The organism is Bradyrhizobium sp. USDA 4538 (assembly GCF_024171045.1).
GTDB classification, from domain to species: domain Bacteria; phylum Pseudomonadota; class Alphaproteobacteria; order Rhizobiales; family Xanthobacteraceae; genus Bradyrhizobium; species Bradyrhizobium australafricanum.
Genome location: NZ_JALJZE010000001.1, coordinates 7,800,922 through 7,823,891, shown reverse-complemented (window position 1 = coordinate 7,823,891; position 22,970 = coordinate 7,800,922). Strand labels below are relative to the sequence as shown.

The window sequence follows — 22,970 nt, the reverse complement described above, 5'->3', positions numbered from 1 at the left end:
TGCAATTCAAACTATTCCGCGGGTGCGTGCACGCCTGACGGCTCGCGGCGCTGGCGCAGCCGGTCGATCAAGAGATAGATCACCGGTGTCGTGTAGAGCGTCAGGATCTGCGACACGAACAGGCCGCCGATGATGGTGATGCCGAGCGGCCGGCGCAGCTCGGTACCCGGGCCGGTCGCAATGACCAGCGGAATGCCGGCGAACAGCGCGGCCATCGTCGTCATCAGGATGGGACGGAAGCGCGCGCGGCAGGCCTCGAAGATCGCGTCCCGCGACGACAGGCCCTGATGCCGCTCGGCCTCGAGCGCGAAGTCGACCATCATGATGCCGTTCTTCTTGACGATGCCGATCAAGAGGATGATGCCGACGAAGGCGATCACGGTCAGCGGCGTGTTGGTCACCTGCAAGGCGAGCAAGGCACCGAGGCCGGCCGACGGCAGTGTCGAGATGATCGTGATCGGATGCGCCAGGCTCTCATAGAGCACGCCGAGCACGATATACATCGCGACCAGCGCGCCGAGGATCAGCAGCGGCTGCCGCCCGCTGGTCTTGTTGAAATCGCCGGCATTGCCGTCGAAGCTGCCACGAATGCCCTCGGGCATGTGCAGCTCGTTGACCGCCTGCTGGATGTTCGTCGTCGCGACCTCCAGCGGCACGTCCGGCAGGAGGTTGAACGACACCGTGGTCGAGGGGAAGCCGCCGGAGTGATAGACCGCGAGCGCCGACAATCCACGCTGGTAGTGCACCAGCGCCGACAGCGGCACCTGCACGTCGTTGGCGCCGGCAACGTAGATGCGCTCGAGGTTCGACGGATCGCTCTGGAATTTCGGATCGATCTCGAGCACCACGACGTACTGGTTGCGCTGGGTGTAGATGTACGAGATCTGCCGCTGCGAGAAGGCGTTGTTGAGCGCGTTGTCGATGTCCTGCACGCGGACACCGAGGCTGGAGGCGGTCTTGCGGTCGATCACGAGGTTGAGCTGCAGGCCGCCAGGATCGCGGTCGGAGGAGACGTCCGTGATGCCCTCCACCGTCTCCATGCGCTTGGCCACGATCGGCGCCCATTTCTGCAACAGATCGAGGTCGGTCGAGGCGAGCGTGTACTGGTAGTCGGAATCGCTCTGCCGGCCGCCGGTGCGGATGTCCTGGGCGGCGAACATGAACAGGCGGATGCCCGGCACCATGAACAGGTTGCGGCGCAGCCGGTCGATCACCTGCGCGGTCGACAGGCCTCCCCGCTCCTCCGGCGGCTTCAGGCTGATGTACATGATGCCGCGGTTGGAGGTGGCGCCGCCCGGGCCGCCGCCGGAGCCGACCGACGAGCCGATGCCGGCGACGGCGGGGTCGGCCATCACGATGTCGGCGAGCCGCTGCTGCAGCTGAAGCATCGCCTGGAACGAGATATCCGCCGATGCCCGCGTCGAGCCGATCACGAAGCCGCTGTCGTCGGTCGGGAAATAGCCCTTCGGCGTCTTGATGTAGAGCGTCACCGTCAGCGCGACGGTCGCGAAGAACACGACCAGGGTCAGGAAGGGATAGCCGAGCACGATCCGCAGCGTCGCTGCGTAGAACGCCACGACACGGGACAGCGTGCCCTCGATGACGCGATCGTACCAGGTGGCATGATCCGAGGTCGCCTCCCTGATGTAATGCGCGCAGATCATCGGCGTGATGGTCAGCGACACCACGGTCGAGACCGCGATCGCGAACACCAGCGTCAGCGAGAATTCGCGCAGCAGCCGCCCGACGATGCCATCCATGAAGATCAGCGGCGTGAAGGCCGCGATCAGCGACAGCGAGATCGACAGCACCGTGAAGCCGATCTGCTTGGCGCCTTCGACCGCGGCCGGATATGGCGCCATGCCCTGCTCGAGATTGCGGTACATGTTCTCGATCATCACGATGGCGTCGTCGACCACGAAGCCGACGGAGATCGCCAGCGCCATCAGCGACAGATTGTCGATCGAGAAGCCGGCGAGCCACATTCCGGCGCAGGTGCCGGCCAGCGCCAGCGGCACCGAGACGCCGGCGGCGATCGTCGGCACCACGCGGCGCAGGAACACGAACACCACGATCATCACAAGCACGGCGGTCGCGAGCAGCGTGAACTGCATATCCTCGACGCTGGCGCGGATCGTTCCGGTGCGATCGACCAGGGTGGAGATCTCGACGCCCGCCGGAATCCATTTCTTCAGTTCCGGCAGCATCCTGCGAACGCCGTCGACGGTGTCGATGACGTTGGCGTCGCCCTGCTTGGTGATCTGGATCAGCACCGCCGGCTGCTTGTTGAACCAGGCGATCGAGCGCGAGTTGCGCACGGAATCCTCGACCTCGGCGACGTCGGCGAGGCGGACGTAATTGCCGTTCGAGCTTTTGATGACGATGTCGCGGAATTCGGCCGCGGTGCGCATCTGCTTGTTGATCGAGAGCGTCTCGCTCAGCCGGCTGCCATTGAAGATGCCGACCGGTCCCAGCGGGTTGGCATTGATGATCGCGAGCCGGACGTCGTCGGTCGCGATTCCGGCGTTCGCCAGCGACACCGGGTTGAGCGCGATGCGCACCGCCGGCTGGTCGGCGCCGCTCACGGTCACCTCGCCCACTCCCGGCACCTGCGAGATGCGCTGCGCCAGCACCGTGTCGGCGACATCGTACATCGCGCTGGTCGAGATCGTCTTCGAGGTCAGCGCCAGCACAAATACCGGCGACGCGGCCGGGTTGGCCTTGCGGAACCTGGGCAGCGACGGCAGGTCGCTCGGCAGATCGGCGAGCGAGGCGTTGATCGCGGCCTGCACGTCGCGCGCGGCGCGGTCGATATTGCGGCCGATCGAGAACTGCACCTGGATGCTGGTGGTGCCGAGTGAGCTCGTCGAGGTGATCTGGTCGACGCCCGAAATGGTGCCGAGCTTGCGCTCCAGCGGTGCGGCGACGGTCGCGGCCATTACGGAGGGATCGGCCCCCGGTCTGGACGCCGACACCCGAATGGTCGGGAAATCGACATTCGGAACCGACGACACCGGCAGGAACTGGTAGGCGACGATCCCGACCAGGAACAGCCCGATCGCAAGCAGTGTGGTGCCCACCGGCCTGCGGATGAAGGGCTCGGAGATCGAGATCACTGCATGCCCTCGGTGGCGCCCGCGATCGGCGGGCCGCTGGGACCCGGCTCCGGCACGGCCCGCTCGATCCGGCGGTTGAGGCGGTCGAGCGCCAGATAGATCACCGGCGTGGTGTAGAGCGTCAGCAGCTGGCTCAGCAGCAGGCCGCCGATGATCGAGATGCCGAGCGGGAAGCGCAGTTCGGCGCCGGTGCCGCTTTCGATCGCGAGCGGCAGCGCGCCAAACAGCGCCGCCAGCGTCGTCATCATGATCGGGCGGAAGCGCAGCAGGCAGGCCTGCACGATGGCGTCATAGGACGACATGCCCTGGTGACGCTCGGCCTCCAGCGCGAAGTCGATCATCATGATCGCGTTCTTCTTGACGATGCCCATCAACAGGATGATGCCGATCAGGCCGATCACCGAGAGATCCTGCCCGCACAGCATCAAGGCGAGGATCGCGCCGACGCCGGCCGAGGGCAGCGTCGAGAGGATGGTGATCGGATGGATATAGCTCTCATAGAGCACGCCGAGCACGATATAGATCGTGATGATCGCCGCCAGGATCAGCCAGGGCTGGCCGGCGAGCGAGCGCGAGAATTCGGCGGCGTCGCCGGAATAGATCCCGACGATGCTGCCGGGCATTCCGATCCTGCTCTCGATCGCCTTCACGGCCGCGACCGCGTCGCCCAGCGCCTCGCCCGGCGCCAGGTTGAAGCTGAGCGAGACCGACGGGAATTGCGCCTGGTGCGAGATCGCGAGCGGCGCCGTGGTCCGGACCAGCGTCGCCACCGCCGACAGCGGCACCTGCGCGCCGTTGGCGCCGGGCAGATAGAGCTTGTCGAGAATCGACGGGTCGCGCTGATACATCGGCAGCGCTTCGAGCACGACGCGGTACTGGTTGGCCTGGCCGTAGATCGTCGATATCTGACGCTGCGCGAAGGCGTCGTTCAGCGTGTCGGTGACGCCCTGCAGACTGACACCGAGCTGGCCGGCACGCTGGCGATTGACGTCGAGCGCCGCCCGCAAGCCGCCCTCCTGCGCCTCGGACGAGACATCGCGGAAGATCGGGTCGCGCCGCATCTCGGCGACGAGCTTTTGCGCCCATTGCGAGACCTCGGCGGCGTCGGTCGCGGTCAGCGTGTACTGGTATTGCGAGCGGCTCGACTGGGTCGAGATCTGCACGTCCTGCACCGGCTGGAAGTAGACTGTCATGCCGGGCACCGTCGCGATCTTCTCCTTCAGCCGCTCGATCACCTTGACGACGCCCTCGCGCCGCTGGTCGAGCGGCTTCAGCGTCATCACCAGACGGCCGACATTGGTGGTCGGATTGACCGAGCCCGAGCCGATCACCGAGACCACGCCGACCACATCAGGATCGGCCTTGATGATGTTTGAGACCGCGCTCTGCCGCCGCTGCATCTCGGCGAACGAGACGTCGGGCCCGGCCTCGGTCACCGCCGTGATCGATGAGGTGTCCTGCAGCGGCAGAAAACCCTTCGGCGCCAGCACATACATGATCAGCGTCAACGCGATGGTCGCGAACGTCACCAGCAGCGTCGCGCGCTGGCGCCGCAACACCCAGAGCAGCGTCCGATGGTAGAACTCCACCATGCGGTCGATGAAACGGCTGACCGCGGCGAGGCCCGGGACCGCCATCTCCTCATGGATGTTCTTGAGCAGCCGCGAGCACATCATCGGCGTCAATGTCAGCGAGACGATCGCCGAGGTCACGACCGCGACCGTCAAAGTGAGCGCGAATTCGCGGAACATGCGGCCAACCAGGCCGGACATGAACAGCAGCGGGATGAACACCGCGATCAGCGACACCGTCAGCGAGATCACGGTGAATCCGATCTCGCTGGCTCCCTTCAGCGAGGCCTCCATCACCGTCTCGCCGTCTTCCATGTGGCGAACGATGTTCTCGATCATGACGATGGCGTCGTCGACCACGAATCCGGTTCCGATGGTCAGCGCCATCAGCGACAGATTGTCGAGGCTGAAGCCCGCGAAATACATGATGCCGAAGCTCGTGATCAGCGACAGCGGCAGCGCAACGCCGGCGATCAGGGTCGCGCGCAGCGACCGCAGGAACAGGAGCACCACCAGCGTCACAAGCACGACGCTCAGGATCAGCGTGAACTGCACGTCGCGCACCGAGGCGCGGATCGTCACGGTACGGTCGGAGACGATGGTCAGCTTGACGCCGGCCGGGACCGCGCGCTGCAGCCGCGGGATTTCGCCGCGGATCTGCTTGACGACGTCGATGACATTGGCGCCCGGCTGGCGCTGGATGTCGATGATGACGGCCGGCGTGCCCTGGTACCAGCCGCCGGTGCGGTCGTTCTCCAGGCCATCGACGATCTGGGCGACGTCGCCGATCGTGACCGGCGAGCCGTTGCGATAGGCGATGATGATCGGCCGGTAGGCGTCGGCGGCGGCGATCTGATCGTTGGCGGCGATGGTGTAGGATTGCTGGGCACCGTCGAGCGATCCCTTCGGCCCCGACACGTTGGCACCGGCGATCGCGTTGCGCAGGTCCTCCATCGCGATGCCGTAGGCCGCGAGCCGGGCCAGATCGGCCTGCACGCGCACCGCCGGCTTCAATCCACCGAGGATCGAGACCCGGCCGACGCCGGAAATCTGACTCAGCCGTTGGCCCAGGATGGTGTCAGCGAGATCGCTCATCGCCCGCAGCGAGATCGTGTCCGAGGTCAGCGCCAGCGTCATCACCGGCGCGTCCGCAGGGTTCACCTTGGCGTAGACAGGCGGATACGGCAGCGTCTTCGGCAAGATGCCGGCGGCAGCGTTGATCGCGGCCTGCACATCCTGCGTGGCGCCGTCGATGTCGCGGTTGAGGTCGAACTGCAGCGAGATCTGGCTGACGCCGAACGAGCTCGTCGAGTTCATCGACGACAGCGACGGGATCTGCCCGAGCTGCCGCTCCAGCGGCGCCGTGATCAGCGAGGCCACCACGTCGGGGCTCGCGCCGGGCAGTTGCGTCGTCACCTGTACGGTCGGGAAGTCGACCTGCGGCAGCGCCGAGACCGGCAGCGCCCAATAGCCGAGCGCACCGCCGATCATCAGGGCGATGCCGAGCAGCGAGGTGGCGATCGGCCGGCGGATGAACGGTTCGGAGACGCTCATGGCTGCGTGCTCGCTGTAAGATCGGCCATTACGAAGTCAGGATGCCAGTCATGGCTGCGCCTTCGGCGCGCCGCCCGGCTGTTCGCCCCCTGCTGCCGGCGCGGGCGCCGGTCCGGTCTGCCCCTTCTGATCGCCTTCGCTATGCTCGTGCCGGCCGCGATGCTCGCCGTCCTTGCCCTGCCAGTCTTTCTTGCCGTCCTTGCCCTGCCCTTCGCCTTGGCCAGCGCCGCGCTTGCCGTCGGGATTGCGGCTGCGCTTGCGCGGCGCGAGATCGGCGGCCGGCGGCCCGTCGTCCTTGCCGACCACGACCTTCGCGCCATCGGCGAGATTGGCAAAGCCGGTCGTCACGACGCGGTCCGACGTGGTCAGGCCGCTGGCGATCACGGCCTCATGCTCGTTCTGCTGGGTGACCGTGACCGGCTTGGCGGTGACGACGTCGCCCTCGCCGATCACGTAGCTGAAGGTGCCGGCCGGACCGCGCTGCACCGCCGAGGTCGGCACCACGATCGCCTGCGGCAGCGTCTCGACCTTAAGCCGCACATTGACGAACTGGCCGGGCCAGAGCTGGTAGCTCGCGTTGGGGAATTCCGCCTTCAGCTTCAGCGTGCCGGTGGTCGGATCGACCTGGTTGTCGATGCCGGTCAGCTTGCCGGTATCGATCACGGTGACGCCGTCATTGCCGAACACATCGACCGCGAGCTGGCCCTTCGCCGCCGCGGCGTTGACGCGCATGATCTGCTGCTGCGGCAAACTGAACCACACCGCGATCGGCCGCAGCTGGGTCAGGATCACGAGCCCCGTGGTATCGGCGGCGTGGATGATGTTGCCCTGGTCGACCTGGCGCAGGCCCGCGCGCCCCGCGATCGGCGCGACGATCTTGGTGTAGCCGAGCGTGGTGCGCGCATTGTCGATCTGGGCCTGGTCGGCCTTGATGATGGCCTCCTGCTGCGCGACCAGCGCACGCTGCGTATCGGCCTGCTGCTTGGAGCCCGCGTTGGTGGCAGCGAGCTGCTCATAGCGGGCAAGGTCTATCTTCTGATTGGCGAGCAGCGCTTCGTCCTTGGCCTTCGTGGCCACCGCCTGGTCGTATTGCGCCTGATAGATCGCCGGATCGATCTCGCCCAGAACGTCGTCCTTCTTGACGTCCTGGCCCTCGACGAAATTCACCTTGAGCAGCTTGCCGTCGACCTGCGAGCGCACGGTCACGGTATTCAGCGCCCTCACCGAACCGACGCCGTCGAGATAAACCGGCACGTCATGCACCTGCGGCGTGGCCGCCAGCACCGGCACCGGCAGATCGGGCCGCCCGCCCGCGCCGCGCCCGCCGCCGCCATTTTGCTTGGGCTGGAAGGCGAGCCAGCCGAGATAGCCGAGCCCGCCGAGGATCACGAGCGTGATGAGCAAGGACACCATGCGCCCCAGCACGCGCGAGAGAAGGCTCCGCTTGCGCGGCGCCGTGCTTTTCCCCTCGTCCGTCGAGTCGGGCTTAAAGAGCATCGACCGGTCTTTCCATCTTCGGTTCCCAGCCGCCCCCTAATGCCTGATATAGGCTCACGATCGCCAATAGCCGGGCCAATTGGGCCTGCGAATAGGCATCTTCCGCCTGGAACAGGGTCAGCTGCGTGTTTAGCACAGTTACGATATCGGCGGTGCCGGCCTTGAGCTGCTGCTCGGCGAGGTCGAAGGCGCGCCGCGACGACGACAGCACGTCGCGCTGCAGCTGCAGCCGCCGCGTGGTCTCGCGGATCGCGACCAGCGCATTGTCGACGTCGGTGAACGACTGCACCACCGTCTTGCGGTAGGTCTGCAGCAACTCGTCCTGCTTGGCCTTGGTGTATTCGAAATTGCCGAGGATCCGGCCGCCGTCGAAGATCGGCTGGGTCATGCTGCCGACCAGGTTGAAGAAGGCGGCATGCGGCTGGAACAGCGAGACCAGCGCCTGGCTCTGGTAGCCGCCCGTTCCGGTCAGCTGGATGCTCGGGAAGAACTGCGCCCGCGCGCTGCCGACATTGGCGGTGGCGGATGCTAGCTGCGCCTCCTGCCGGCGGATGTCGGGACGCTGGGTCAGCAATTCAGACGGCAGGCCCGGCGTGACGCGCGGGATCGCAACGGCGTTGAGCGAGCCGCCGGAGACGCGCACGCTTTCCGGCGGCCGCGACACCAGCACCGCGAGCGCATTGATGCTCTGATCGAGCGTCTGCCGCAGCGGCGGCACCAGCGCGCGCTGGTTGGCGAGCACAGTCTCCTGCTGCGCGACATCGAGATCGGAGCCGGTGCCGGCCTTGAAGCGCTCCTTGATCGCATTGAGGATGCGCTCGGCGCTGGCGATGTTGCGCTGCGCGGTGCGCAGCCGGTCCTGCGTCGCGAGCACGGTGAAATAAGCATTGGCGACGCTCGCCAGCGTGGTCAGCGCCACCACCTCGCGGTCGAACCGATTGGCAACGGCGGTCTCCTCCGCCGCCTGCGCGGCGTCGCGGTTCTGGCCCCAGAAGTCGAGCTGATAGCTGGCGCTCAGCGAGGCGTTGTAGTTTACCACCTCGCGCCCGCCATTGGTGAGGCCGCTGGCGCTGGAGCCGGAGGTGCGCGAGTAGGTTTCCGATCCGTTGAGATTGAGGGTCGGCAGCAGCGCCGCACCGGCCTGCCGCGCCAGCGCGTCGGCCTGGCGGAAGCGCGCAACCGCAGCTGCGATGTCGAGATTGACGGTCTGCGCCTCCTCCATTAGCTGCGTCAGCTCCCTGGAGCGGAAGCCCCGCCACCAATCAAGCGTCGGAAGCGCGTCGCCCGGGCGGCCGAGACGCGCGGCCTTGTAGCCCTGCGGCACGTCGAGCGCCGGATCAGCGATGTCCTGGGTCAGGATGCAGCCGGCGGAGGCGGCGACCAGGCCGAGCGCAACAAGCGAGCGTGCAGCGAGCCGGCGCGCGCGGACGGCGAGGCCGAACCGGCCTCCAGGCACCATCACGGACACGGGCTGGGTCACACCCGTTCTCCGCCGAAGCCAGACTTCGCCCGTGGCGCACGAATGACGCGTTCAGCGATGGTCTGGGTGACGTTCACGGGGGTATGCTTCCAATGGAACCTGCCTGTCCCATCCTACCCTTGGGACAATGGGGCGGACAGCCCCGTCACGATTTGCGTGGCGTCGCATCGCAAGCGATTCGTAGCTACCTTGAATGCCGACTTTTCCCTGTTTTTTACGGCATTTCCGCGCATTTCAGACCCGTGCCGGAAGTCACGATTCTTACAAAGATTTCATGGGGATTTCTCGGCTCCTGTTGCATTGAATCCGCAAGATGTGCCGGCCGCGGCGCCAAACTCGCGCCACCGCGCACCGCGCCGTCAGGTCCTGATTGGCCGAGAGCGCGCAACTCACGCGAAACCGCGGACCACAGGATGATTCAGCTGGCCGACCCGACCGCCACAAAACGGCGTTCTCCCCAAGGCCGTGACATCCGCGCGTGTGAGGTCAAGCGCGTTGAACCCGTCTTTTGCCGCAGTGCAAAAGCCCTTCCCTTTTTCGATCAGCACACTAGGTTCGCCAAGCAAGACACAGCCCGGCAAAGAAATTCCCCGACATGATATTCAATAAAGACGTCATCGAAGCGATCGGCAACACCCCGCTCATCAAGCTGAAACGCGCGTCCGAACTGACCGGCTGCACCATTCTCGGCAAGGCCGAATTCATGAACCCGGGGCAGTCGGTGAAGGATCGTGCCGGCAAATGGATGATCCTGGAGGCCGAGAGGCGCGGCACGCTGAAGCCCGGCGGCCTCGTGGTCGAGTCGACCGCGGGCAATACCGGGATCGGGCTTGCGGTCGTGGCGAGTGCGCGCGGCTACCGCACCCTGATCGTCATTCCGGAGACGCAGAGCCAGGAAAAGAAGGACATGCTGCGGCTGTGCGGCGCCGAGCTGGTCGAGGCGCCTGCGCTGCCCTTCGCCAATCCGAACAACTATCAGCATCTCGGCAGGCGTCTCGCCGAGCAGCTGCGCAAGACCGAACCGAACGGCGTGCTGTTTGCCGACCAGTGGAACAACCTCGACAATCCCAAGGCGCATTACGACTCGACCGGACCGGAAATCTGGCAGCAGACCGACGGCAAGGTCGACGGCTTCATCTGCTCGGTCGGCACCGGCGGCACGCTTGCCGGCATCAGCCGCTACCTGAAGGAAAAGAACCCGGCCGTCGTCACCGCCTGTGCCGATCCGCACGGCTTCGGGATGTACGAACTGTTCAAGAATGGGCAGGTCAAATCGACGCCGGGCGATTCGATCACGGAAGGCATCGGGCTTGGACGCGTCACGCCTGTGGTCGAGACGGCGAAGGTCGACACTGCGTTCCTGATCTCCGACGAGGAAGCCGTGACCATCATCTATGAGCTTTTGGAGCACGAAGGCCTGTGCCTCGGCGGCTCGACCGGCGTCAACATCGCGGGCGCGATCCAGCTCGCCAAGCAGCTCGGCCCCGGCAAGACCATCGTCACCATCCTCTGCGACTCCGGCAACCGCTATCAGTCCAAGCTGTTCAACCCGGCCTTCATGCGCTCGAAGAACCTGCCGGTCCCGGAATGGCTGGAAAAGCGCAGCAAGATCGAGCTGCCGCTGGTCTAGGGAGCGAATGCGTCCCCGCAGACGTCATTGCGAGGAGCTATTGAGACGAAGCAATCCATGCTTCCGATGCGGAGGATTGGATTGCTTCGCGGTGTCTGTCATCCGGCGGCGCTTTGCGCCGACCGGGTGGCTCGCAATGACGGCAGAAATCACCGCAGAATCTGGCTCAGGAACAGCTTCGACCGCGCATGCTGCGGGTTGGCGAAGAATTCCTGCGGCGTGTTAGATTCGATGATCTGGCCCGCGTCCATGAAGACGACGCGGTTGGCGACCTCGCGGGCAAAGCCCATTTCGTGGGTCACGACCAGCATGGTCATGCCCTCCCTGGCAAGATCGACCATGGTGTCGAGCACTTCCTTGACCATCTCCGGGTCGAGCGCCGAGGTCGGCTCGTCGAACAGCATCACCTTCGGGTTCATGGTCAGCGCGCGGGCGATCGCAACGCGCTGCTGCTGACCGCCCGACATCTGGCCGGGAAACTTGTTGGCCTGATGCGGGATCTTGACCCGCTCGAGGAACTTCATCGCGGTGGCCTCGGCATCCTTCTTCGGGATGTTGCGCACCCAGATCGGCGCCAGCGTGCAGTTGTCGAGCACGGTGAGATGCGGGAACAGGTTGAAGCTCTGGAACACCATGCCGACCTCGCGGCGGACTTCGTCGACACGGCGAAGGTTCGGGCCGAGGTCGATGCCGTCGACCACGATCTCGCCCTCCTGGAACTCCTCCAGCGCGTTGATGCAGCGGATCAGGGTCGACTTGCCCGAACCGGATGGGCCGCAGATCACGATGCGCTCGCCCTTGCCGACCTCCAGGTTGATGTCGCGCAGCACATGGAAGTCGCCGTACCATTTGTTGAGAGCGGAAATGTTGACGATCGGGGTTGTGGACATGGTGACCTTGTTCAGTGGCGGCGGTGAGCGTTGAGCCGGTTTTCGACGAACAGCGAGTAGCGCGACATTCCAAAGCAGAACACGAAGTAGATCATTCCAGCGAAGGCGAAGCCGGTAAAGGCCGTGGTCGGCGTCGACCAGGTCGGATCGGAGAACGTCGCATGCAACGACCCCAAGAGGTCGAACAGCGCGACGATCGAGACCAGCGAGGTGTCCTTGAACAGCGCGATGAAGCTGTTGACGAGACCCGGAATCACGTGGCGCAGCGCCTGCGGCATCACGATCAGCGACGTGGTCTTCCACCAGGACAGGCCGAGCGCGCTCGCCGCCTCGCCCTGCCCGCGCGGGATCGCGGCAAGGCCGCCGCGCACCACCTCGGCCTGATAGGCGCCGGCAAACAGCGCAATGCCGATCAGCGCGCGGACCAGCCCGTCGACGTTGAAGTTGCCCGGCAGGAACAGCGGCAGCATGTAGGTTGCGAAGAACAGCACCGTGATCAGCGGCACGCCGCGCCAGAACTCGATGAAGGCGATCGAGAAGATCCGGATCAGCGGAATGGTCGAGCGGCGACCCAGCGCCAGCGCGATCCCGATCGGCATCGAGGTGACGATGCCGGTGACCGACACCACCAGCGTCACCAAAAGGCCGCCCCACAGCCTGGTGTCGACGATGGGCAGTCCGCCGCGGTCGAGCCCCATCAGCTTGATCACGATCGCGATGCCGGCAAAGCTCGCCAGGCTCCCGAACAGCGCCCGTTGTCCGGTTCGCATGCCGCCGCCGAGGAAAAACAGGATCAGCGAGACGATCGCCGCGGTCAGCAGGAAGTCGAACCACAGCGGCTGGCTCGACATCTGGAGCTGCTCGCGCAGCCAGGTCAGCGGAAAGATCAGCCAGCCGATCAGGCTGCCGGCGAGTACGATGATGTTGCCGACGGCCCACAGCAGCGGCCCGATCGCCGAACTCCGGCCGAGATTGACCAGCGCCTGGCCGGCATTGACGACGCTGTCGTCGAACAGCTGCAACAGGCTCGCGACCCAGCTGACGCCGAAACCGGCTAGTCCGCCGCCGCGCAGCAGGAAGAAGGCGACCGCCGGGAACGCGAAGAAGAACAAGCTCGCATTCAGGCCCTTCGCCGGCAGGCGCGGAATAAGGAGTGGCAGCAACAGGACGGCCGCGAGGACGAAGGTCAGGTTGACGCGCCAGCGTTCGGCTTCCGGGTAGAAGCCGTAGATCAGCTGGGTGAGCTTGGCCTGGATGTAGGGCCAGCAGGCGCCGACCTGACGGCCAGCGGTCTCGGCGAGGCATGCATTGCGGTCCTTGCCGCTCCAGACCGCATCGACCAGCAGGAACTTGAACGCGGGAACGATCGTGTACCAGAGCAGCCCCAGCGCCAGGATCGTCAGCAGGATGTTGGTCGGCGAATTCAACAGCCGCGTGCGGATGAAACCGACGAGGCCGGTGGTCTTCACCGGCGCCCGGCGTTCAGGCACCAGATCCTGCCGGACGAAGGATGACGCGGTGGCGTCGGTCATGCCCCAAGGCTCCGGTTGATGCGCCAGCCATAGACGCTCATGATCGCGCTGGTGACCAGCGAGATCAGCAGGTACACGCCCATGGTGATGGCGATGATCTCGATCGCCTGGCCGGTCTGGCTCAGCGTCGTTCCGGCAAATACCGAGACCAGGTCGGGATAGCCGATCGCGACCGCCAGCGACGAATTCTTCGTCAGGTTCAGGTACTGGTTGGTCAGCGGCGGAACGATGACGCGCATCGCCTGCGGCACGACGATCAGCCGCAAGGTGGTGGCGCGCGACAGACCGAGCGACGAGCCGGCTTCCATCTGTCCCTTATGGACCGACAGAATACCGGCGCGGACGATCTCGGCGATGAAGGCGGCCGTATAGGTCGACAGCGCGACCACCAGCGCAACCAGCTCCGGAATCACCCGCGCACCGCCGCCGAAGTTGAAGCCCTTGAGTTGCGGCAGCTCGAAGGTCACCGGCAGCCCGAACACCAGCATCGTCACCAGCGGCAATCCGGCCAGCAGGCCGAGCACATAGGGCCAGATCCGGATCGCCTGCCCGCGTTGAAACAGCGCCCGCCTTGCGTAGCCGCGCAGCGCCAGCGCGCCTGCGACGCCAATCGCAAGCGCGATCAGAAACGGATCAAGCCCGGGCTCGCCGATCGGCCGCGGAATCACCAGCCCGCGATTGGAGAGGAAGAAGGCGTTGAACAGCGAGATGCTCTGGCGCGGCCCCGGCAGCGCCGCCAGCACCGCGAGGTACCAGAATAACAGCTGGAACAGCAGCGGCAGATTGCGAACGATCTCGACATAGATCTCGCCGAGCCGCGCCAACAGCCAGTTCGGCGACAGCCGGCACAGCGCAATGATGAAGCCGATGATGGTGGCGAAGACGATGCCAATGCCCGCAACCAGCAGCGTGTTGAGCAGGCCGACGAAGAACACCCGCGTATAGGTGTCCGATCCCGAATACGGGATCAGGTTCAGGCTGACGTCAAAGCCCGCATTGTTCTTGAGAAACCCGAACCCGGAGGCAATGCGCTGCGTCTCCAGGTTGGTGCGGGCATTGGCCACGATCTCATAGGCGACCCAGGCCAACACCGCCGCGAACACGATCTGCACGGCAAGGCCAGTCCAGCCGGACTGGCCGCCGAGCGCGCGCTTCAGGCGGAAGATGAACTGCAGCGGTGGTTTTCGGGGCTCGGTCGTCATCGCCGCAGCCGCCTCGTCGCCGATCAGCGGATCGGAGGCGCGTACTGGATGCCGCCCTTGTTCCAGAGATTGTTGAGCCCGCGTGCGATCTGCAGCTTCGACCCGACGCCGACGTTGCGATCGTACATCTCGCCGTAATTGCCGACGGCCTTGATGATGCGGGAGAACCAGTCCTTGGTCAGGCCGAGCTGCTCACCGAGATTGCCGTCGGTGCCGAAGGCGCGCTTGAGGTCGGGCTTGTCCGACTTGGCCATCTCGTCGACGTTCTTCTGGGTGACACCGAGTTCCTCGGCATTGATCTGGGCGAACAGCGCCCACTTCACGATGTCGAACCACTGGTCGTCGCCATGGCGGACCATCGGGCCGAGCGGCTCCTTGGAGATGATCTCGGGCAGCACGACGTGGTCGGCCGGGTTGGCGAGCTTTAGCCGCTGCGCATAGAGCTGGGACACGTCGGAGGTGAACACGTCGCAGCGGCCGGTCTCGTAGGCCTTCACGGTCTCGTCGGCACCGGCGAACGCGATCACCTCGTACTTCATGTTGTTGCCCTTGAAGTAGTCGGCGAGGTTCTGCTCGGTCGTGGTGCCGGTCTGCACGCAGACCGACGCGCTGTTCAGCTCCAGCGCCGAGTTCACCTTCAGCGACTTCTTCACCAGAAAGCCCTGCCCGTCATAATAGGTCACGCCGGTGAAGTTGGCGCCGAGCGAGGTATCGCGCGACAGCGTCCAGGTGGTATTGCGCGACAGCACGTCGATCTCGCCCGACTGCAGCGCGGTGAAGCGGTCCTTGGCCGACAGCGGCACGAACTTGACCTTGGACGGATCGTCGAAGATCGCCGCCGCGATGCCACGGCAGATGTCGACGTCGATGCCGGTCCAGTTCCCCTTGTCGTCCGGCGACGAGAAGCCCGGCAGGCCGCCGCTGACGCCGCAGGACAGCTGGCCTCGGTCCTTGACCGTCTTGAGGGTTTGCGCCGAGGCGGCCTGGACCGACAGGGCGGCGGCAGCGGCAAGGGTGACAGCCAGGGATACGCGTTTCATGGGCGGGGCCTTTCAGGGTCGTCCGGTGGACGTTTGCATTGTGATCGCCTCGCGTTCACGGGCCATCCCAATGATCCCTTGCAGCAAAAATGCCGATTTGACCGGCAGTTTGACGTGCAAACCGGTCAGGCAACGGATCGTAGGTCGCGGCAGGCCCCTCAACGTGCGGCGACTGGTAGTTGCGCCGCATCACATAGCGACTGACGAGCCGGGTCAAGGGGTTGACGCATGTCTTCTACCTCTTGTTAGTAACACCTCCCGGCCCGGCCCCGTCTTCCCGACGCGGTACGGCTGCGGCAAAAAGTCTAAAGTTTAACGGCAGCGCTCCATGACCTCCTCCGACGGCTCCACGCCCTCCCACCCGCAACAGGCCGCCACCCGCCTGGTCACGGCCGGCCGCGACACCAGGGCCCAGAAGGGCTTTGTCAATCCGCCGGTGTTTCACGGCTCGACCGTGCTCTATCCGACCGCGGAGGACCTCCACGCCCATCGCGCCGAATTTACCTATGGCCGCCATGGCAGCCCGACCACGCGGGCGCTGCAGGACGTGCTGATGGCGCTGGAAGGCCCGCAATGCGCCGGCGTCGGCCTTGCCCCGTCGGGACTGGCGGCGATCAGCACCACGCTGCTCGCCGTACTCAAAACCGGCGATCACCTCCTGGTGTGCGACAATGCCTATCGGCCGACCCGCAATTTCTGCGACAACATGCTCAAGCGCTACGGCATCGAGACCAGCTATTTCGACCCGCTGATCGGCGCCGGCATCGAGACGCTGTTCAAGCCGAACACCCGCGCGGTGCTGATCGAAGCGCCCGGCTCGCAGACGTTCGAGATGCCGGACGTGCGGGCGATATCGGCCGTGGCGCACGCCCGCGGCGCGCTCATGATCGACGACAACACCTGGGCGACGCCGCTCTATCACCGCTCGCTCGAACAGGGCGTCGACATCAGCATGCAGGCCGGCACCAAATATATCGGCGGCCACTCCGACATCATGTTCGGCACCATCGCAGCCAATGCGAAAGCCTGGCCGCTGATCCAGGAGGCGATCCGCCTGCTCGGCGTCTGCGCCGGCCCCGACGACGTCTATCTCGCGCTGCGCGGGGTTCGCACGCTATCGGTGCGGCTTGCGCAGCACCACCGCTCCGGACTCGAGATCGCGCGCTGGCTCGGCGCGCGGCCCGAGGTCGATCGCGTGCTGCACCCTGCCCTCGACACCGATCCCGGGCACGCGATCTGGAAACGCGACTTCACCGGCGCCTCCGGGCTGTTCAGCATCGTGCTGAAGCCGGTGCCACAGACCGCGGTCGATGCAATGCTGAACGCGCTCACTTTGTTCGGCATGGGCTTTTCCTGGGGCGGCTTCGAAAGCCTCGCCATCCCGTTCGACTGCAGCGACTATCGCACCGCGACCAAATGGTCGCCGGGCGGGCCGACGCTGCGGCTGCATATCGGGCTCGAGAATCTCGACGACCTCAAGGCCGATCTCGACCGTGGATTTGCGGCGTTGAAGGCCGCGCTCTGATCCTCGCGCCCTGCCACGTTAGACGACATTAACCACGCTCCACCGGCGCTGACGCCGCGTTGCGACCAACGTCATACGCCTTAAGCACGCGCGATCCCCGGGATTCTGCGGAGATGCAACGGCGCCGATAACTCGCCGTTCACCATCCCCACCAATCCCTTAATTGTCCGGACCTTCCATCAAGTTCCCTTATACTTTTGCGGCCGTAGTGATGCCTCGGGAAGGGCTGTCAGTGCCGCAAGGACGCGATTGCCCTGTGTGAAGGGCATTCAGACAATCGCATGAAAACGGCACGCATCGTGGTCCTCGGCATCGCCGGCGTCGCAGGCCTCGCGGCCATGTACCTCGCGAGCGTTGGCGATCGCAAACCGGCGCCGGTCGCGCCGCCCGTCGCGCAACTGCCGACCGTCGAAGTGCTGGTCGCAAAGTCCGACATCGGGCTCGGTCAATCGGTCAAGGCCGAAGACATCCAGTGGCAGCGCTGGCCGGCTGAAACTGCAAGCAGCGCGTTCATCCGTCACGACGCCAACGCCAATGCCATGAACGACATCATCGGTTCGATCGCACGCGCGCCCTTCATCGTCGGCGAACCGATCCGCGAGCAAAAGCTGGTCAAGGCCAACGGAAGCGGCTTCATGGCCGCGATCCTGCCCTCCGGCATGCGCGCGATCTCCACCGAAATCTCGCCGGAGACGGGCGCCGGCGGCTTCATTCTGCCGAACGACCGCGTCGATGTGATCCTGTCGCGTCGCGACAAGAATCCCGACCAGCAAGGCGGCCGCGATATCGTCACCACTGAAATCCTGCTGTCCAACGTCCGCGTGCTGGCGATCGACCAGGCGCCGAAGGAGAAGGACGGCAACAACTCCCTCGTCGGCAAGACCGTGACCCTCGAGCTCAAGCCCGAACAGGCCGAGACGCTGGCGCGCGCCCGGCAGAGCGGAACGCTGGCGCTGGCGCTGCGCAGCATCGCCGACGTCAACGAGCAGATCGACGAGACCAGAGACCATGCCCCGAAGCGGGGCGAGAGCATCAAGGTGGTGCGTTTCGGCATCCCGAGCTCTCTGACGACACAGAAGTGATGGGGGCTTCGATATGACGACGGGTGCGAAACAAATGGCGACGTCGACCACGCTGGTCCGCGCGCTGTCATTGTCGGCGATCACTGCGCTGATGCTGATCCCTGCCCTTGCCAGCGCGACCGATCCCGACAAGAACGCGGATGTCGCGGTGACCAGCAGCATCGCCGCCAAGACGCGCTCCGTCTCGCTCGGCGTTGGCAAGTCGGTCGTGGTCGACCTGCCGCGCGAGGCCAAGGACGTTCTGGTCGCCGATCCCAAGATCGCCAACGCCGTGATCCGCTCGGCGCAGCGCGCCTATATCATCGGCGCGGCGGTCGGCCAGACCAATGTGGTGTTCTTCGACGCCGACGGCAACCAGGTCGCCTCCTACGACATCGCGATCAAGCGCGACCTCAACGGCATGCGCGCCGCGCTGAAGCAGATGCTGCCCGGCGTCCAGATCGAGGGCGTCGGCGACAGCGTCGTCCTGACCGGCACGGTGGCAAGCCCGGTCGAGGCCCAGCAGGCCGGCGACATCGCCGCCAAACTGGTCGGCAGCGCCGACAAGGTCGTCAATTCCATCGTGGTCCGCGGCCGCGACCAGGTGATGCTGAAAGTCACCGTCGCCGAAGTCCGCCGGGACGTCGTCAAGCAGCTCGGCGTCGACCTCAGCGCCAACATGAACTACGGCACCGCCGCGGTGGTCTTCAACAACGCCAACGCCTTCACGGCCAATAACGGCGCGCTCGCCCCCAACAACGGGCTGACGGGCGCAGCCCTGAACAAGCTCGGCGTACCGACGGTCACGGCGACGCTGCGCGCGATGGAGAGCGCCGGCGTGGTGAAGACGCTGGCCGAACCCAACCTCACCGCGATCTCCGGCGAGTCGGCGACCTTCATTTCGGGCGGCGAGTTTCCGATTCCGACCGGCGTCACCTGCCAGACGACGACGTCGGGCACGATCGGCAACTGCGTTCAGACCGTCAGCTTCAAGAAATTCGGCATCTCGCTCAACTTCACTCCGGTGGTGCTGACCGAGGGCCGGATCAGCCTGAAGGTGATGACCGAGGTCTCCGAAGTCTCGATGGAAAACGCCCTGACCGGCGGCCAGAACGGCACGACCATTCCCTCGATCAAGACCCGCCGCGCCGACACCACGCTGGAGGTGCCCTCCGGCGGCTCGATCGCGATGGCCGGGTTGATCCAGGAGCAGACCAAGCAGGCCATCAACGGCATGCCCGGCGTCGATCAGATCCCGATCCTCGGCCAGCTCTTCCGGAGCCAGGACTTCGTCAACAACGAGACCGAGCTCATGGTCATCGTGACGCCCTACGTGGTGCGCGCCGTTGCGCAGAAGGAGCTGTCCCGTCCCGACGACGGATTTGCCCCGGCTTCCGACGCGCAGTCGGCACTGCTGGCGCGCGTCAATCGCATCTACGGCGTCGCCGCCCGCAGCGAGCCGATCGGCGCCACGCCGGTCAATTTCGGCTTCATCATCGACTGAGGCGCGGACCTGAAGGGGTTGGGGGATCCTATGATGACACGCAACACACAAGCCGGTCGTGCCAGGACGCTGTCGCTGTTGGGCGCCCTTGTCACGTCAGCGATCGCGCTCGGCGGCTGCAATCTGACGGGCGACAATCTTGCCACCGGCGCCGTGGGCGACGACTACCGGCAGCGGCATCCGATCGCGGTGACCGAGGGCGAGCAATCAATCGTCGTCTTCGTCGGCCGCGCGCGCGGCAACCTCACCGAAGCGCAGCGCGACGACGTCATGGGGCTGGCGCGCACCTGGCGCCGCGAAGGCACCGGCGCGATTGCGATCGACGTGCCGACCGACAGCTCGAACGCGCGCTCGGCACAGGCGGTGTATCAGGAGATCCGCGGCCTGCTGGCGTCGATGGGCGTGCCCGCCCATGCCATCACCAGGCGCTCCTATCATCTCGACGATCCGCGCGCGCTTCCGACCATTCGGCTGAGCTATCCGAAGATGGCCGCCGTCGCCGGTCCCTGCGGAGTGTGGCCGGCCGACCTCGGTCCCTCGATCTACAATCCGAGCTACAACCAGAACAAGCAGTACGACAATTTCGGCTGCGCCACGCAGCGCAACCTTGCAGCCATGGTCGCCAATCCATCCGACCTCGAACAGCCGCGAACCGAGACCGCAGCCTATACGCCGCGCCGTACGATCGCGTTCGATAAATACCGCAAGGGTGAGTCGACCGCGACCGCCTACCCCGAAGCCGAGAAAGCCAAGCTGAGCGACGCCGCGAAATGACCGAACAACAAGACGAGCCGCAGCACGCCAACGATTACATCGCGCCGGCGCCGCGGATTTCCGTGCAGGCGTTCTGCGCCAGCGTCGCGACCGCCGCGAACGCACGCGCGGCTGCCGACGACCGCCGGCTAGCCAAGGCTCATCTCTCGGTCCATATGGGCGGCATCGCCGCGGCGATCGACGCCTACCACAAGGCGCCGACGCCCAACGTCATCATGCTCGAGACCGAGCCGGATCATGATTTCCTGGCCGGTCTCGACGAGCTCGCCACGGTCTGCGATCCCGGCACCCGCGTCGTGGTGCTCGGCACGGCCGGCGAGACTGCGCCGTATCGCGAACTGGTCCGGCGCGGCGTCAACGACTACGTCATCGGGCCGGTCAAGGTGCTCGACATCGTGCGCTCGATCTGCAGCCTGTTCTCGGCCTCCGAAGCGGTCTCGGTCGGCCGCCTGATCGCGGTCGCGGGCGCCAAGGGCGGCGTCGGCGCCTCGACCATTGCTCACAATGTCGCCTGGACCATCGCACGCGACCTCGGGCTGGATTCGGTCGTCGTCGATCTCGACCTCGCCTTCGGTACCGCCGGCCTGGACTACAATCAGGACCCGGTGCAGGGCATCGCCAACGCCGTGTTCTCGCCTGAGCGTCCGGACTCTGCCTTCATGGAACGCCTGCTCGCAAAGTGCGGCGATCATCTCAGCCTGCTGGCGGCGCCGGCCACCCTCGACCAGGTCTACGATTTCGGCGCCGAGGCGTTCGATGCCATCTTCGATACGATGCGCATGACGACGTCCTGCATCGTGCTCGACGTGCCGCATCAATGGACCGCCTGGACCAAACGCGTGCTGGTCGGTGCCGACGATATCCTGATCGTGGCCGAGCCCGACCTCGCCAACATGCGCAACACCAAGAACATGATGAACCTGTTGAGGACCGCGCGTCCGAACGACCGTCCGCCGCTCTACTGCCTGAACCAGGTCGGCATGTCGAAGCGCCCCGAGATCGAGGTCAAGGATTTCGCCAAGACGATCGAGAGCCAGCCGATCGCGGCGATCCCGTTCGACTGCAGGCTGTTCGGTGAAGCCGCCAACAATGGCCAGATGATCGCGGAAATCTCCGCGCGTCACCGCACCACAAGGACTTTCCTGCAGATCGCGCAGCGCCTCACCGGCCGGCCCGATCTCGCCGAAGCCCGCGAGTCGTTCCTGTCGCCGATCCTCAAGAAGCTGCAGTCGCGCCGAAACGACGGGCGCCGGGCCGCCGGCTAGCGTCCCGCTAGCGCCCTAGTCGCGGCGACTGGCTGCGACCGGGATCTTCTCGGCGTCGGCGCGACTCGCATCCCTGCGCGCCAACAGCCGCTTCAGCGCGGCGACGTTGGCTGAGCCCTGCTCCGCCGGCAAATCGGCCTTCATGATGGTTTCCGCCTCGGACTGGCGGCCCTGCAAGCCAACCACGACGGCGAGATTGGTTCGCACCCGCATGTCGCCGGGGGCGCGCTCCCGGGCACGGCGCAGCGTCTCCTCGGCCTTCGGCAGGTCCTTCGACAGCAGGTAGGACAGCCCGATATTGGAGAGCACTGACGGATCGTCAGGCACGATCTTCAGCGCACTCGCATAATACTGCCGCGCCTCGTCGTGGCGATCGAGCTGGTCGAGCACGGCGCCCTGCGCCGACAGGATGCGCCAGTCCGGATCTTCCGGGGTATGCGCGCGCCCGAGCACGTCGAATGCCTGCTGGAAATTGCCGTTGTCGGCGAGCGCCCGTCCGTAACCTGCGAGCAGCGCCTTGTTGCTGGGCTGCGCCAGCACCGCCTGCTCCATGACGGCGACCGCCTGGGCCCGTTGGCCGGTGGCGCGCAACGCCCGGGCGTATTTCAGTGCGGCGTCGGTGTCTTTGGGGTTGGCGCGGACGCGCTCGTGGTAGGTCGCGATGTCGCGCCGCGGATCGGCCGGCGCCGGCGTGGCCTCCGCCGTGTCGCCCAATGAGCCCGTGATGTCAGACGGGCCGGAGGTTTGACAGGCAGACAACCCGATCAGCAGGATCGCGGCAGATACCGTGCCCGCGAGACGGCGCGCGCGGCCTGAGGGTCGGGGGAATTTCTCAAACATAAAGCGAGACTCGGAACGGCGAAGGTTCCGGGATGCTCACAGCTTAACCCTAAGGTCCGGTTAAGGATGCCATCATGTCGCCGTCATCCGGCCCAGATGCGGTGCCGGACGCCTGGCGAGACAGCAGCCAAATGGCAGATTCAATCGACGAACTGGGCGCCGAACTCGTGCCCGATTTGCCAGGCCAGCCGGCACTGACGCGGACTGCCGCTCGACAGGATGATGGTGAATTCCGGCGGGATCTCCAGATATTCGGCGATCACCTTGACGCCGCCGGCCGAAATATCGGTGATCATGCAGTCGCGTGGCAACGACCCTGTGCCCAGCTGAATTTTGGCGACGCTCCGGCACGGGCGGCGTTCGCTCTTGCGGCGATTCATAAACATTCTGATCCCCAAGCCTTTCTGGGCAACTTCCTGGCCTATCGTCATAGCGGGGAAAGATTGGAAACTGCCTAGCGGAACCCATTGCAATTGAGCAGTCGCATTC

The 22,970-nt window shown here is 65.6% G+C and carries 16 protein-coding genes; 6 read left to right on the top strand and 10 right to left on the bottom strand.

What is annotated here, in order from left to right; genetic code table 11:
* Window positions 1-11: 11 nt before the first annotated feature.
* From J2R78_RS35925 to J2R78_RS35910, 4 genes are read right to left on the bottom strand one after another with little or no spacing between them, the layout of a single operon-like run.
* Entirely contained in the window at window positions 12-3,116 is a 3,105-nt protein-coding gene (locus tag J2R78_RS35925) for an efflux RND transporter permease subunit (protein WP_253608540.1), read from the bottom strand.
* On the bottom strand, window positions 3,113-6,241 hold the full coding sequence (locus J2R78_RS35920; RefSeq protein WP_253608539.1) for an efflux RND transporter permease subunit: 3,129 nt from the start codon (window positions 6,239-6,241) through the stop codon (window positions 3,113-3,115). Before J2R78_RS35920 ends, J2R78_RS35925 begins: the two co-directional genes overlap by 4 nt.
* Before the next feature lie 48 nt (window positions 6,242-6,289).
* Window positions 6,290-7,738 (bottom strand): efflux RND transporter periplasmic adaptor subunit, encoded by a 1,449-nt coding sequence (locus J2R78_RS35915; RefSeq protein ID WP_253608538.1) that lies wholly within the window; start codon window positions 7,736-7,738, stop codon window positions 6,290-6,292.
* On the bottom strand, window positions 7,728-9,197 hold the full coding sequence (locus J2R78_RS35910; protein WP_253610011.1) for an efflux transporter outer membrane subunit: 1,470 nt from the start codon (window positions 9,195-9,197) through the stop codon (window positions 7,728-7,730). The genes J2R78_RS35915 and J2R78_RS35910 overlap by 11 nt, the downstream gene beginning before the upstream one ends.
* 616 nt (window positions 9,198-9,813) lie before the next feature.
* On the opposite strand from J2R78_RS35910, the gene J2R78_RS35905 reads away from it, so the two are divergent.
* Window positions 9,814-10,848: a cysteine synthase A gene (locus tag J2R78_RS35905; protein WP_057016559.1), complete on the top strand. Its 1,035-nt coding sequence runs from the start codon at window positions 9,814-9,816 to the stop codon at window positions 10,846-10,848.
* Between the two features lie 149 nt (window positions 10,849-10,997).
* Here J2R78_RS35905 and J2R78_RS35900 read toward each other — a convergent pair whose 3' ends face one another.
* Genes J2R78_RS35900 through J2R78_RS35885 form a run of 4 tightly spaced genes read right to left on the bottom strand, consistent with a single transcriptional unit; the run spans window position 10,998 to window position 15,512 of the window.
* Entirely contained in the window at window positions 10,998-11,738 is a 741-nt protein-coding gene (locus J2R78_RS35900) for an amino acid ABC transporter ATP-binding protein (RefSeq protein ID WP_225161972.1), read from the bottom strand.
* An 11-nt stretch (window positions 11,739-11,749) separates the two neighbouring features.
* Entirely contained in the window at window positions 11,750-13,270 is a 1,521-nt protein-coding gene (locus J2R78_RS35895; protein WP_253608537.1) for an amino acid ABC transporter permease, read from the bottom strand.
* Window positions 13,267-14,472: an amino acid ABC transporter permease gene (locus J2R78_RS35890; RefSeq protein ID WP_253608536.1), complete on the bottom strand. Its 1,206-nt coding sequence runs from the start codon at window positions 14,470-14,472 to the stop codon at window positions 13,267-13,269. The genes J2R78_RS35895 and J2R78_RS35890 overlap by 4 nt, the downstream gene beginning before the upstream one ends.
* Window positions 14,473-14,495: 23 nt before the next feature.
* On the bottom strand, window positions 14,496-15,512 hold the full coding sequence (locus J2R78_RS35885; protein ID WP_028339759.1) for an amino acid ABC transporter substrate-binding protein: 1,017 nt from the start codon (window positions 15,510-15,512) through the stop codon (window positions 14,496-14,498).
* A gap of 328 nt (window positions 15,513-15,840) precedes the next feature.
* Between J2R78_RS35885 and metC the strand changes: the two genes are divergently transcribed.
* The 5 genes from metC (at window position 15,841) to J2R78_RS35860 (ending at window position 21,641) form a co-directional block, all read left to right on the top strand.
* Window positions 15,841-17,037, top strand: a complete 1,197-nt coding sequence (gene metC, locus J2R78_RS35880; protein WP_253608535.1) for a cystathionine beta-lyase — start codon at window positions 15,841-15,843, stop codon at window positions 17,035-17,037.
* Window positions 17,038-17,318: 281 nt separating this feature from the next.
* The gene (gene cpaB, locus J2R78_RS35875) at window positions 17,319-18,119 is read left to right on the top strand and encodes a Flp pilus assembly protein CpaB (RefSeq protein WP_253608534.1); all 801 of its coding nucleotides are present in this window, start codon (window positions 17,319-17,321) and stop codon (window positions 18,117-18,119) included.
* Window positions 18,120-18,153: 34 nt separating this feature from the next.
* Window positions 18,154-19,602 (top strand): type II and III secretion system protein family protein, encoded by a 1,449-nt coding sequence (locus J2R78_RS35870; protein ID WP_038377148.1) that lies wholly within the window; start codon window positions 18,154-18,156, stop codon window positions 19,600-19,602.
* Between the two features lie 33 nt (window positions 19,603-19,635).
* A complete protein-coding gene (locus tag J2R78_RS35865) occupies window positions 19,636-20,376 on the top strand; it encodes a CpaD family pilus assembly protein (RefSeq protein WP_253610010.1) in 741 nt (246 codons plus the stop codon).
* On the top strand, window positions 20,373-21,641 hold the full coding sequence (locus J2R78_RS35860; RefSeq protein WP_253608533.1) for an AAA family ATPase: 1,269 nt from the start codon (window positions 20,373-20,375) through the stop codon (window positions 21,639-21,641). The genes J2R78_RS35865 and J2R78_RS35860 overlap by 4 nt, the downstream gene beginning before the upstream one ends.
* A 15-nt stretch (window positions 21,642-21,656) precedes the next feature.
* Here the strand turns inward: J2R78_RS35860 and J2R78_RS35855 are convergent, their stop codons facing one another.
* Complete coding sequence (locus J2R78_RS35855; RefSeq protein WP_253608532.1) at window positions 21,657-22,481, bottom strand: tetratricopeptide repeat protein; 825 nt, start codon at window positions 22,479-22,481, stop codon at window positions 21,657-21,659.
* A gap of 140 nt (window positions 22,482-22,621) precedes the next feature.
* On the bottom strand, window positions 22,622-22,867 hold the full coding sequence (locus J2R78_RS35850; protein WP_076828746.1) for a PilZ domain-containing protein: 246 nt from the start codon (window positions 22,865-22,867) through the stop codon (window positions 22,622-22,624).
* Between the last annotated feature and the right edge of the window lie 103 nt (window positions 22,868-22,970).